This window comes from Arthrobacter castelli DSM 16402, assembly GCF_000430705.1.
In the GTDB taxonomy this organism is placed as follows: Bacteria; Actinomycetota; Actinomycetes; order Actinomycetales; family Micrococcaceae; genus Arthrobacter_C; species Arthrobacter_C castelli.
The window spans coordinates 37,001-50,118 of record NZ_AUMN01000006.1 but is presented as its reverse complement, the minus strand read 5'-3'; the positions used below and the strand labels follow the sequence as shown (position 1 = coordinate 50,118).

Here is a 13,118-nt window from a genome sequence, read left to right as displayed (position 1 = left end):
GACGATGCCACAACGAGAGCCCGCCCCTGATGGGGACGGGCTCTCGTTGTGGCGCCACGCAGGAAGCGCGCGTTTTTGCGGACTTCCATTCCCGGGCTTCCACCCGGAGCCGGAACCCGGCTTAGCGACGGGTCAGTACGTCAACCCGTGACCGAACGGGAACAATGCCCCGTCCGTGGTTTCCTTGTACCCCGGCAGGTCGCTGTACTGCTCCTTGATCGCCTTGCGGGTCCCGGCGAGCGCGAATGGCATCTTGCCCTGCGGGCTGACCTTGCCGGACAACACATCCATCAGCGCCTTGTCGCTCATCCCGAACCCGGCCACGATGGCTCCGGCGTCGCGCAGTCCGCTGGCCTTATCGAGGACGAACGGCTGCCGGAAGTAGATTTGCAGCACTACCTTGGACGGATCGTCAACCTCCTTCATGACCTGCTGGATGGTGTCCAGCGACGGTGTCACCTTCCAGGACTCGGCCTTGGACATTCCGGTGAAGTCCAGGATGCTGGATTCCCACGGCAGCGAGCCGCCGTACACCAGGCCGTCGTCGGTGCACTCTTCGGCACCGTAGGCATTGCACGCGTCAGCAGCGCCGTACGGGCTCTCGCCGTCCAGACCCTTCACCCCGGGGAATTCAATGGGGTTGATGTGGCCCGGATTGAGGCCCGTCGCCGGATCGTCGCTCTTGTACTCACCGGTGTTGACGTTCTTGGCGGTCATCGAGATGATCACCCGGTCGCTGCCGGCGGCGCTTGGCCGGTCGGCAGGATCTTTGGTGTTGCCGTTGGTGACGTCGTAGCCGTAGCTCTCAACGGTCTCCTCGTCGATGTTGCCCAGGATGTAGACGTCGGAGCCATCCTGAAGCGGCAGCGCCTTGCCACCGTCGGGTGTCTTTTCATTCTGCAACAGCACGGCGGACTTGCGCTGGATCTCCATCGCTGTCTGCTCATGTTCGTCGCTGCCGACGACCTCATTGGCCTTCGACGCGTCCACGTAGGGGTTCTCGAACAGCCCCATCAGGAACATTGGCTTAAGCAGACGCTCGGCCGCCGTTGTCACCCGCTCCTTGGTCACCAGACCGTCCTCGACCAGGTCGATAATGGTCTGCACGTCGTGGAAACCCGACAACGTATCGGTGCCGCTGTTGATGGCCGCGGCCACCCGCTCCGGCACTGATTGTTCTTCCAGGCCCCACGCACGGTCCTGGACAATCCCGGTGTCTGAATTGACGTATCCCTTGAATCCGAGCTTGTCGCGCAGCAGGTCATTGATGATCTGCTCGGAGAAGGCAAAGCCCTTCTGCTTGTAGGTGACGCCTTCATAGGCGACGTTCATCGGCACTCCGTAGTACGGCATGATCGCTGATACGCCCGCGTCGATCGCCGCTTTGAAGGGCTTCAGGGCATAGCCGAAGCCATTACCCGGGTACACCTGCGTCTTACCGAACGAGTAGTGCGGATCGAGACCCAGCTCCTGCGGCCCGCCGCCCGGGAAGTGCTTCATGGTCAGGGCCACGGAGCTGTCGGGATTCAGCGATATGCCCTTCTCGTTGACCGGGCCCTGGAGGCCTTGCACCAGCGACTCCATAATGTTTGCGGCCAGATCGGCGTCCTCGGTGAACGTTTCGTGGGCACGGTACCAGCGCGGCTCAGTCGACAAGTCAGCCATGTAGCCATACATGCCTCGCAGGCCGATGGCTTCCCATTCGTCGCCCATCACGGACGTGAAATCATCCACCACCGACATGTCTCCGGTGGTCGGCGCCTCGCCGGTCTTGGCCGATTCGGCGCCCAGGGCTGCGGCGGCGATGCCGGCTTCCTTCGGGAAGGCCGTCATCGCTCCGGCGGACTCGTTGATGCCTTCGCGGGCGTCGGGATCAATGTGGTTCCGCGCGTTCGACTTATACAGCATCGGAATGCCAAGCCGTGTTGCTTCGCCCATCTTCTGGATTGTGTTCATGTACTCGGCCGTCTCCTGCGGCGTCACGCTGGTGCTGGCGCCGAAGCCGCCGGTGCTTTCGCCGCATACAGCCTTGTCCGCGGTCGTGACGGTGTTGCGGAAGATAAACCGGTGCATCTTCTGGTTCTTGATGTAGTCATCGGCCTCCGGAGCGAGCGTGCCGCGAGTCTTGGTTTCTGTATCGCAGGCAGCATTGAGTGTGTCGATCAGCATCATGCCGGCTTTTTCCTCCAGCGTCATCCGGTCCACCAGGTCGGCAACCCGCTCATCGGCTGAACGGCGCCAGTCCTCATACGGATCCAGCTGACCGTTGGCGTTGAGGTCCTTGAAGGTCCGTCCTTTGACCTTGATGGTCTCCTTGGCGCGGGCTTCAATTTCCGGCGGCTTGCCGTGATTGCCCTGGTCGCGGCTGGCGGCCGTCTCCGCCGTGTCGCTGTTATTGGCATGCGGCGGCGGGGTGCCCATGGCACTGGCACCAAGTGCCAGCGTCAACGGCACGACGGCGGCCGTGACGGCGAGCCCCCTCCTGCGCATCTGCTTGGAGTAACGTTTCATAACTAATAGCTCCTGGTGAAGGTACTAAGTGGACGTGCCACTCGAGGCCGCAGCAACAGCAGCGCCGAATGGCAACACTGTCACTATGACCTCAATCACCACAGAACATGGACTGGTTGCCACAAGTTGCCCTGGTCACACATCATGCTTGGTCGTGGCGGCCACCGCCGAGCCACTGCCGGGACCGGCTACTTCAGGAACAGTGTGCGCAGCCGGCCCGTGGTCAGCAGCATCCCCAGGACGATCATCACCACGAAGTACAGCACGTGGACCGCCGTCGCCGCCGTGAAGACACCGACGCTGATCTGCCGCAGCAGCTCCACGCCGTGCCACAGCGGCAGCGCCTGGATGATCCATTGCACGGCTGTCGGGTAGACGCTGAGCGGATAGAACGTGGCCGAAAACAGGAACATCGGCAGCATGACGAAGTTGATCCAGTCCATCTGCTGGAACGTTTTCATGAAGCTGGTGATCCCCATCCCGAAGCTGGCGAAGCCAAAGGCGATCAGCACTGAGGCCGGTATCAGCAACAGTGCCCACGGCGTCGTAATCAGTCCCATCATGCCCATCACGGCGGTGAAGCCGGTGGCATACATGGCTCCGCGCAGCAATGCCAGGAAAATCTCCCCCAGCGCCACGTCCAGCGGCCCCAGCGAGGTGTAGAGCATCCCCTCGTACAGCTTGGCGAAGTTCATCTTGAAGAAGACGTTCCAGGTGGAGTCGTAGACCGCACCGTTCATCGCGGACACCGCCAGCAGGGCGGGAGCGATATACGCCGCGTACTGGATGGGCTGGCCGCCGGGCCCTTCGACCTGCCCCACCAACGCACCGAGGCCGATCCCCATGGCGACCAGGTAGAGCACCGGTTCGACGAACCCGCTGACCATCACCAGCCAGTTGCTGCTCTTGGTCGCCAGCAGCCCGCGGCCGATCACCGCCCGCGCGTTCCGGGAGTAGAGCGATCCGAGCAGGCGGTTCTGCCCCTGCAGCTGCAGATCCTGTTGCCTGATCGTGGTGCTCATTTACCCAGCCTCCGCGTGTACCGCCGCTTGGCGATGGCCCAGCCCGCGAGCGCCAGCGCGACCAGGTAGACCACATGCACCACGGACAACCAGACCGGTTCGGCATAGTCGTAGCTGAACACCCGGCCCAGTTCGGTGCCATGCCATAGCGGAGACAGCCAGCCGATCCACCGCACCACCATCGGCAGCGAGTCGAGCGGAAAGACGGTACCTGAGAACAGGAACAGGGGGGTGACGACGAAGCGCATCACCATCGGAAACTGCCCTTTTTCTTCTTCGATGCCGGCCGCGTAGGCCATCAACGGCAGCCCGAACGACAAACCGCATACGACGGCGACGACGGCGGCGAGCCATCCGGTCGCTTCCGGCACCGCCCCGAACAGCATCATGATCAAGAAGTAGATGCCGCAGGTGAAGATCAGCCTCACGGCCACGGCCATCAGGTGGCCCGTGGCGATCTGGGAACTGGACAGTGGCGACGCATTGGGTCCGTGGTAGATCCGCCGCCATTTGAAGCCGGCCATCACCGGGTAGCTGAATTCCTCGTTGGCCACCATGATTGCCGCCGTCACCAACAGCGCCGGCGCGACGAACGTCAGATACGAAACGTCACCGATGCCCTGGTTGCCGGCCCGCGCGTCCACCAGCGAGGCAAGCCCGATCCCCATCGCGAACAGGTACACCACCGGCGTGCCGACGCTGGAAGCGACGATCGTCCATCCGTACCCACGCATCGACCGCAGCACATGCTCGGCGAAATAGAAGGAACCGAACCTGCGGGCCCGCCGCGCTGCCTCCGGCGGCGGGTGCGCCTTCAGGCCTGACGGCGACAGCCCCGTGTTGCGGGTGCCAGTATCGCGGCTACTCAATGAGGCTCCTGCCGGTCAGCCGCAGGAACACATCCTCAAGGCTGGCGCGGCGCACCAATGAAGTGATGGGATGCAGCCCGGCGCCGGTGACCTCCTCCAGGGCACTCTCGCCGTCGTTGGTGTATATCAGCACCCTGTCGGGCAACGCTTCCAGCCGCTCGCCCACGCCCTCGAGCCGCCCGGCCATGGCGGCATTCCGCTCGGCTCCGAACCGCAGTTCCAGCACCTCGCGGGTGGAATACTGCTTAATCAACGACGACGGCGACCCCTCGGCCATGATGGACCCGGAGTCGACCACGATCAGCCGGTCGCACAGCTGCTCCGCCTCGTCCATGTAGTGGGTGGTCAGGATCAGCGTCACCCCGGCCTCCTTCAGCCGGAAGAGCCGGTCCCACAGCGTGTGCCTGGCCTGCGGGTCCAGTCCGGTGGTGGGCTCGTCCAGCAACAGGATTTTCGGATCGTTGATCAGCGACCGGGCGATGGTCAGCCGCCGCTTCATGCCCCCGGAAAGCGCGTCCACCTTGGCGCCGGCCCGGTCGCTCAATTGCGCGAACTCGAGCAGCTCGTCGGCCTTGGGGCGCAGGTAGCTCAGCGGCAGGCCGAAGTAGCGCCCGTAGACAATCAGGTTGTCCCGGACCTTGAGGTCCTCGTCCAGATTGTCCTGCTGCGGCACCACGCCGAGATGGGCCCTCACCTCGGGACCATGCTGCTCGGGATCGAGGCCCATGATATCCAGTTCGCCCAGAGTGCGGCCGGACACTCCCCCGATCATCCGCATGGCGGTGGATTTCCCCGCACCATTTGGACCCAGCAGACCGAAGGACTCCCCAGCTGGAACTTCGAACGAGATATCGTCAACTGCCTTGAATTCGCCGTACGCCTTTGTAAGATTCCGGGCACTGATGACTGATTTCGTTGAGACGTTTGTGTGCACCAGATCACTCTAGTGCACCTGCATCAAACCAACTACACCTCCCGAATCCATGGCGCGCGCATGGCGTTGCCTTCCCGGTTCAGGGCCGGGTAACAGCATCCATTGACGGGCGCTCAGCGGCGCCGCTACCGTTCGGAATACGAGTGGCGGCACTGATCGAAGAGCCGTCACTCGAATGACCTGCGCAACGGAGCGATCGGAACATCATGGCATCTCAAAATCCCAGTGTCGTCATCATCGGAGCCGGAATCGTCGGGGCTAATCTAGCCGACGAATTGACCGCACGCGGATGGACCAATATCACCGTCCTGGATCAGGGGCCGATCCCCGTCACCGGCGGTTCCACCTCGCACGCCCCGGGACTGGTGTTCCAGACCAACGCTTCCAAAACCATGACGGAGTTTGCCGATTACACGGTGCAGAAACTGCTGTCGTTGACCAAGGACGGAACCGCAGCGTTCAACCAGCTGGGCGGAATCGAAACAGCCACCACCGAGGCGCGGATGGCCGAGCTGAAACGCCGTCACGGACTCGCCACGTCCTTTGGACTCGAATCCCGGATGCTGGATCCCGACGAGACGGCCAAGATGCATCCATTGGTGGACCGCGACTACATCCTCGGCTCGCTGTATATACCTTCCGACGGGCTGGCCTCGTCGGTGCTTGCGGTCGAACTGCTGCGCAAGCGTGCCCAGTCGCGCGGAGCCCGGTTCATTCCCGGCGTCACGGTGACAGGGATCGATTCCGACGCCGGACGCGTCACCGGAGTGCGCGCCGGTGACGACACCTTCGCGGCCGACATCGTCGTCTCCGCGGCCGGGTTCTGGGGACAGGCGGTGGGCGACTTGATCGGGATGACCGTTCCGCTTCAGCCGCTGGCACACCAGTACGTTAAGACCACGCCCATTGCCGAGATCACCGACCCGGCGCCTGCCGGAGCCGGAAGCGGGTCGAATGCCCGCCTGCCGCTGCTGAGGCATCAGGGCGAGGACCTGTACTTCCGCGAACACGGCGACCGGCTCGGCATCGGTTCCTATGGTCACCGGCCGATGCCGGCCGACATGACGCAACTGCCGCCCACCGGCGTCGAGCATGTCAACGCCGATTCCATGCCCTCCAAGCTGCCCTTCACGCCACAGGACTTTGAATCGTCCTGGGCCGAGTCGCAGCGGCTGCTGCCGCCGCTGCAGTCGGCCGGCATAGAACAGGGGTTCAATGGAATCTTCTCCTTCACTCCCGACGGCGGGTCGCTGGTGGGTGAGTCGCGGCAGCTGAAGGGATTCTTCATCGCCGAGGCGGTCTGGATCACCCATTCCGCCGGCGTGGCCAAGGCGGTGGCGGAGCTGCTGGTCGACGGCCGCCCGGCGACCGACATCCGCGAGCTCGATGCCGCCCGCTTCGAGGACGTGCAGCTGCAGCCCGAGTACGTTCGCCAGACCTCGCAGCAGAGCTTCACCGAGGTCTACGACATCAAGCACCCGTTGGAACCGCGGCCCGCTCCCCGGAACCTGCGCGTCTCGCCGTTCTTCGAGCGCCAGAGGGAGTTGGGAGCCTACTTCCTGGAAGCCTCCGGCTGGGAACGGCCGCACTGGTACGAGACCAACGCGGCCTTGCTGGAGCAGCTGCCTCACGGGTGGCGCCCGCCCGAGCGGGATTCCTGGTCGGCGCGGTACGACTCCCCCATCGCCGCCGCCGAAGCCTACGCCACCCGCACCGGCGTCGCCATGTTCGATATGACATCGCTGAAGCGGCTGGAAGTGACAGGCCCCGGAGCGTTGGACCTGCTGCAGCGGCTGACTTCCAACCAGCTGGACAATAGCGTCGGGGCCGTCACCTACACGCTGGCCCTCGATGAAGCCGGCGGGGTGAAGAGCGATATCACGGTCGCCCGGATCGGTCAGGAGCTGTTCCAGGCCGGCGTCAATGGCCCCCTCGACCTCGATTACTTCTCGCGCGCCGCCGAACGGCAAAGCGCCGAGGACCCGGCACGCTGGGTGCAGGTGCGCGATATTACCGGCGGGACCTGCTGCGTTGGCCTGTGGGGGCCGAAGGCGCGCGATCTGCTGCAACCGCTCACGGAACAGGACTTCTCCAACGAGGCGCTGAAGTATTTCCGCGGCAAGCAGGCCTCCATCGGCGGGATTCCGGTGCGCGCGCTGCGGCTGTCCTACGTGGGCGAACTCGGCTGGGAACTCTACACCAGCGCCGAACACGGGCTGAAGCTGTGGGACATCCTGTGGGAAGCCGGGGAGCAGTTCGGCGTCGTAGCGGCCGGCCGGGCGGCCTTCAACAGCATGCGCCTCGAGAAAGGCTACCGCGCCTGGGGCAGCGACATGGACACCGGGCACAACCCCTACGAGGCGGGCCTCGGGTTCGCAGTCCGTCCGGCCAAGGGCGACTTCGTGGGCCGCGATGCGCTGGAGGGCATCAGCGCTGAGACGGTCACCCGCCGGTTGCGCTGCCTGAAGGTCGACGACGGCGTGTCAATGGTGATGGGCAAGGAACCTGTCTACTTCAATCACGAGTGTGCCGGTTACATCACCAGTGCCGCCTACGGATACACGGTCGGCGCACCGATCGCGTTTGCGTGGTTGCCGGCGTCGGTGGCCGAAGGCGACAGCGTGGAGATCGAGTACTTCGGCAAGCGGATAGCGGCCACCGCCGTCGGCGACCCGATCGTTGACCCGGCCATGGAGAAGATCCGCGGCTGACTCCGGTGCGAAGTACCATTCGGGTATGGCATCTGATACCCGCATTCCCGCAGGAACTGAGCACAATCCGGAACAGGGCGGCGCCTCGAGCGGCCCTGGCGTCCAGTCGGTGGACCGTGCCATCACCGTCCTGGAGATTCTCTCGAGGACCGGCGGCTCCTTCGTCGGCGAACTCGCCGAGGCCATGGGGGTTCACAAGTCCACCGCCTCACGGCTGATCAGTGCCTTGGAACGGCGCGGCATGGTGCAGCAGACCGACGAGCGGGGCAAGTACCAGCTCGGGTTTGGCATTCTGCGCATGGCGGCCGCCATTCCCGGTCGGTTGTCCCTGGTGCAGGAGGCGCGCCCTATCCTGCAGGCACTGGCCGATGAGTTCGGCGAGACGACGAATCTGGCCGTGCTGCGCTCCAATGTCGCGGTCAACGTAGACCAGGCCATGGGTCCGTCTGCGGTCGCCACTCACGACTGGATTGGAAACCTGACCCCGTTGCACGCCACCGCGAGCGGCAAGATTTTCCTCGCGCACCTCGACGCTGAAGGGCGGGACAAGGTGCTCAAGGCCACTGGCCAGCCGCCACGGACGTCGAAAACCATCACCTCGCGGGCCGCCCTCGATCAGGAGCTGGAGCGTGTCCTCGAGACCGGGTACTCAGCGGTTTACGAGGAGCTGGAGATCGGGCTCAACGCCGTCGCGGTGCCCATTTGGGACTACCAGGGCGACGTGGTTGGTTCGATCAGCATGTCGGGGCCCGCATTCCGCTTCCGGTCCGACGAAATCGCGGCGCTCTGTGACGAGCTGGTCCATGCCGGCAACCAGGTCAGCGCCCACCTGGGATACACCGGCTGACATTCAGCGTTCGATGGCGACCGCGGCTGAGGCTGCGCGCTCCGCTGCCGACGCGGCCGCATCAGCAGCGTCTGACCGGGCGCTGTCCCGGCCGGATGCCGGGTCCAAAGCATTGGCCCGTGCCAGGGACGCCGCGACCGCAGAGCATTGGGATGCCAGATCTGCGGCGGCGATGGCGTCATGCAACAGGTTCGGATTCCCTCGGGCCGCGAGGTAGCCGGCGAGATCAACCACGTCCGCAGCGGTCACGGCAATTTCGGCCGGAATCCGCATTGCTTCGGCCATGGCCGCGGCTTCCCCGTCGGCGGCCTCGCCGTCCGCTGCCTCCCCGCCGGCGGGCTGCCGCTGCCCGGCTCCCGTCTGGCCACTGCGTTTAGCAGCCAACACGGCGGCGTACGCTGCTGCGTCACCGCTGATGAGAGGAACTGCCCTGGCACGCAACGAATCCGCCGCGGCAGCCAACCTGCCGGCGTCGGAGATGTGGCGGGTGGACCGGCGGGCGACTTTCGCCGTCAGCGCCGCCGCCAGCGACAGGCTGGCCGCCGTCACCGACCCGGCTGCCGGGGCGGGGTCGCTTCCGGCGACATCGGCCAGCAGGTCGTCGAACGGCCGCTGCGGGTAATCGCCACCGGTCCACCCGGACGCCATGGATCAGGCCAACCCGATAATTTCGCCGTCTTCGCCGATGTCCATCCGCTCGGCCGCGGGGGTGGAGGACAAACCGGGCATCGTACTCATGTCTCCACAGATCGGGTAGATGAATCCGGCCCCCACGGAGGCGCGGACTTCGCGCACCGGCAACCGCCACCCCGTTGGCGCTCCCTTGAGTGCCGGGTCGGAGGATATCGACAAATGCGTCTTGGCAATGCAGACCGGCAAGTGCCCGAACCCGCTGCGCTCGTAGTTTTCGAGCTGGCGCTTCGCCGTGGCGGAGAGGTCTATCCCGTCGGCGCCGTAGACGTTGCGCGCCACTGTCTCGATCTTTTCGACCAGGGGCATCGAGTCGTCATACAGCTGGCGGAAGTCGGACGGCTCTTCGCAGGCCTCCATCACGGCGCGGGCCAACTCCACGGCCCCCTTGCCGCCGTCGACGACGTGGGTGCAGACCGCTGCCCGCGTGGATTCCTCGGCGGCGATATCCAGAATCGCCTGGTGCTCGCTGTCGTAGTCCGACGGGAAGGCGTTGATCGCGACCACCGGTTCCACCCCGTGGAGCCGGATGTTGGCGATTTGCTTGCGCAGGTTCGGCGCGCCGGCAAGGACATCGTCCGGGTTCTCCTGAAGCATCTCCTCGGGCAACGGCTTGCCTGCCACCACACGGTACTTGCCCGAGTGCGTCTTCAGGTCGCGGACGGTGGCGACGACGACGGCGGCGTCGGGAATCAGCCCCGAATTGCGGCACTTGATATTGAAGAACCGTTCGGCGCCCATATCCGCTCCGAACCCGGCCTCGGTGACCAGGTAATCTCCGGCCCGGATGCCGATCTGGTCGGCGATGATTGACGAATTCCCGGTGGCAATATTGCCGAAAGGTCCGCAGTGGATGAGCACGGGTGTCTGCTCGACCGTCTGCATCAGGTTCGGCTTGATTGCCTCCTTCAGGATCACGCACATGGCACCGGCCGCCTTGAGCATCTCGGCCGTCACCGGGTCGCCCTGGCGGTCGTAACCGACAACAATCCGGCCCAACCGTTCGCGCAGATCCTGCAACGACGTCGACAGCGACAGCAGTGCCATCACTTCGCTGGCGGCGGTGATGTCGAAACCTGACTGGCGGGGAGCGCCGTCGGCCTTGCCCCCGAGTCCGGTGACGATGTGGCGCAGTTCCCGGTCGTTAACGTCGAGCACCCGCCGCCACGTAATCGCTTGCGGATCGAGGTCGAGGGCATTGCCCTTGTGCAGGTGGTTGTCCACCATGGCCGACAGCAGGTTATGCGCGGCCGTGACCGCGTGCATGTCGCCGGTCAGGTGGAGGTTGAGCGACTCCATCGGCACCACTTGCGAGTGCCCGCCTCCGGCCGCTCCGCCCTTGATTCCGAATGTCGGGCCCATCGACGGCTGTCGCAGGGCGATGACCCCGCGCTTGCCCACATGGCTGAATGCCTGCCCCAGCCCCACCGACGTCGTCGTCTTGCCGGCACCGAGCGGAGTGGGAGTGGTCGAGGAGACCACGACGTACTTGGCCCTGGGTTTGTCCTGCAGTTCGTCGATGGTTTCAAGCGAGATTTTCGCCGTGGTGCGGCCATACGGTTCAATCAGATGTTCGGCGATGCCCATGTCGGCTGCGAGGTCCTGCAGCGGGCGGAGGCTTGCGCCCCGGGAAATTTCGAGGTTGCTCAGCATGGTCGTCATAGAGCCTTTCTGGTCATAAGCCGCCAAGGGCACTGCAAACTGCGCGTTCACCATTGGATGCGCACTTTCAGTCTGGACCTGGCGGTGGTGCTTTTCAAGAGTGCAGGATGCTGCAGGGCGCGGAGAAGTCGGCGCCATCTGGAGAGCGTGACGTGCCGGCGCCCGCGGGGAGCGCCGGCACGTTCAGTCCGCTGTCAGGGGCGTATTCGGCCCGCCGTCAGACCGCCGCGTCCAGCCCGTAGCCTTTCAGCCGCTCACGCTGATTCGGGTTCACTGACGGTCGAAAGGGCATCTCCACAACTTCGGCACGCACCGGCGTGCCGACGAAGTCCGAGTACTTGTCCGGCAGATGCACCCACAGTTCGGTACTCAGCTCCGCCCGGTGCACCGGCACGAACCCCATGGCGATGTTGACGCCCAGCTCCGGCGAGTACCACGGTGACGTCACGTAGCCGAACGGCTCGGACTCAGCGTCCGGAGCAATGAGCCAGAAGTCAGGGGCATAATCATCGATCGGCCGCCCGTCCATCTTCATGCCCACCAGCGTGTGAGTGTACGGCGGTTTGTCGGCGTTGATCGCGTCTCGGGCCGCTTCCAGTGCCTGCTTGCCAATGTAGTCTGCCGTTTTCTTCCGTGGCACCTGGTACCCCAGATTCACTTGGAACGGCAGGGTTTCGGCATCCATGTCCTGGCCCCAGGACAGGATGCCGGCGGCAATCCGGCGATGGTGTGCCGGAGCGACAACCATCAGGTTGTGCTTCTTGCCTGCTTCGACCACCGCGTTCCACATCTGCTCGGCGTAGAGCGTGGCATCGCGCAGGTAGATTTCATAGCCCTTCTCGCCGGTGAAGCCGGTCTGGGAAATGATCACCTCGCAGCCACCCACGGCCGAGGCCATCAAGCCGTACGACGGAATCTCGGCCGCCGCCGGGCCCACCAGATCGACCAGCAGGTCCTCGGACTTGGGGCCCTGGATCTGCACCGGGGCGACGTCGATCTCCTTGATCTCGACATCGAACCGGTGGCCGACGTTGACGCCCTGCAACCACAGCATCAGGTCCGAGTCGGACAGGCTGAACCAGAATTCGTCCTCGGCGATGCGAAGCAGCACCGGATCGTTAAGGATGCCGCCGTCTTCATTGCAGAGGATCACATACCGGGCCCGCATGGGCGGGATCTTGGCGGCGTCGCGGGTGATCACGAAGTTCACGAACGCCTCGGCATCGGGGCCTTTCACCTGGATCTGCCGCTCCACGGCGACGTTCCAGAGCGTGACGTGGTTGACCAACGCGTCATACTCGACCATCATCCCGCCGTCTTCAGGCTTCACGTAGCCCCGCGGGTGGTACATGCGGTTGTAAATCGACGCCTTCCAGCAACCTTCCTGATGGGACAGTTCCCAGTAAGGCGATTTTCGGACACGCGTATCTATCAGCATTTCAACGGGGGTCGGTCCGGACTGTCGAAGATTGATCGGCACAGTGCGGTTGGATTGGTCGACGGAGGGGACGTTCTTATTCATCATCGGCTCCCTGAGCTCGCGTGGTATCTGCAGCCCGACGCCGGCTGTGTCCTGCCGATGAGAATCGCCCATGGAGCTGGGCACCTTTGCCCATGATGCGTTCCACTTGTTGACAGAAGCCCTGCCTGCAGCGGTGTTGCATTGTACGAGGAGAAGTTTCGTATTATGAGCCCTGTTGCGTAATACGGAACATCGCCTGTGCTTTGAGTGTAAGATACGCGCATTATTGTAGACAAGAGGCGCGCCGTGAGATCTACACCACACATGGGCGCACGTGACTTCAGCCCGTTATTCGGCGCGAATAACGGGCTGAAAGAAGCGGGAAAACCGGCGGCCAGCCGGAGGCCAAG

At 64.2% G+C, this 13,118-nt stretch carries 9 protein-coding genes; 2 read left to right on the top strand and 7 right to left on the bottom strand.

The genetic code is table 11. The features are described 5' to 3' along the window. Positions 1 to 132: 132 nt before the first annotated feature. From H535_RS0108385 to H535_RS0108370, 4 genes are all read right to left on the bottom strand, one after another. Complete coding sequence (locus H535_RS0108385; protein WP_026819201.1) at positions 133 to 2,511, bottom strand: glycoside hydrolase family 3 protein; 2,379 nt, start codon at positions 2,509 to 2,511, stop codon at positions 133 to 135. A gap of 188 nt (positions 2,512 to 2,699) precedes the next feature. Next, positions 2,700 to 3,533 carry an ABC transporter permease gene (locus H535_RS0108380; protein ID WP_051298836.1) on the bottom strand — a complete coding sequence of 278 codons (834 nt, stop codon included), beginning with the start codon at positions 3,531 to 3,533 and terminating at the stop codon, positions 2,700 to 2,702. Beyond that, positions 3,530 to 4,402 (bottom strand): ABC transporter permease, encoded by an 873-nt coding sequence (locus H535_RS0108375; RefSeq protein ID WP_081416533.1) that lies wholly within the window; start codon positions 4,400 to 4,402, stop codon positions 3,530 to 3,532. Before H535_RS0108375 ends, H535_RS0108380 begins: the two co-directional genes overlap by 4 nt. After that, positions 4,395 to 5,336, bottom strand: a complete 942-nt coding sequence (locus tag H535_RS0108370) for an ABC transporter ATP-binding protein (RefSeq protein ID WP_155838623.1) — start codon at positions 5,334 to 5,336, stop codon at positions 4,395 to 4,397. The genes H535_RS0108375 and H535_RS0108370 overlap by 8 nt, the downstream gene beginning before the upstream one ends. Positions 5,337 to 5,542: 206 nt before the next feature. Here H535_RS0108370 and H535_RS0108365 point away from each other — a divergent pair, with 206 nt between their 5' ends. Next, a complete protein-coding gene (locus tag H535_RS0108365) occupies positions 5,543 to 8,047 on the top strand; it encodes a GcvT family protein (RefSeq protein WP_026819197.1) in 2,505 nt (834 codons plus the stop codon). 25 nt (positions 8,048 to 8,072) lie between these two features. Continuing rightward, positions 8,073 to 8,894 carry an IclR family transcriptional regulator gene (locus tag H535_RS0108360; protein ID WP_026819196.1) on the top strand — a complete coding sequence of 274 codons (822 nt, stop codon included), beginning with the start codon at positions 8,073 to 8,075 and terminating at the stop codon, positions 8,892 to 8,894. 3 nt (positions 8,895 to 8,897) lie between these two features. Here the strand turns inward: H535_RS0108360 and H535_RS24285 are convergent, their stop codons facing one another. The 3 genes from H535_RS24285 to H535_RS0108345 all read right to left on the bottom strand — a co-directional run bounded on the left by H535_RS24285 (position 8,898) and on the right by H535_RS0108345 (position 12,840). After that, a complete protein-coding gene (locus H535_RS24285) occupies positions 8,898 to 9,542 on the bottom strand; it encodes a cyclodeaminase/cyclohydrolase family protein (protein WP_051298835.1) in 645 nt (214 codons plus the stop codon). A 3-nt stretch (positions 9,543 to 9,545) separates the two neighbouring features. After that, on the bottom strand, positions 9,546 to 11,246 hold the full coding sequence (locus tag H535_RS0108350; protein WP_211236558.1) for a formate--tetrahydrofolate ligase: 1,701 nt from the start codon (positions 11,244 to 11,246) through the stop codon (positions 9,546 to 9,548). 217 nt (positions 11,247 to 11,463) lie between these two features. Continuing rightward, on the bottom strand, positions 11,464 to 12,840 hold the full coding sequence (locus H535_RS0108345; RefSeq protein ID WP_245580230.1) for a glycine cleavage T C-terminal barrel domain-containing protein: 1,377 nt from the start codon (positions 12,838 to 12,840) through the stop codon (positions 11,464 to 11,466). Positions 12,841 to 13,118 lie beyond the last annotated feature (278 nt).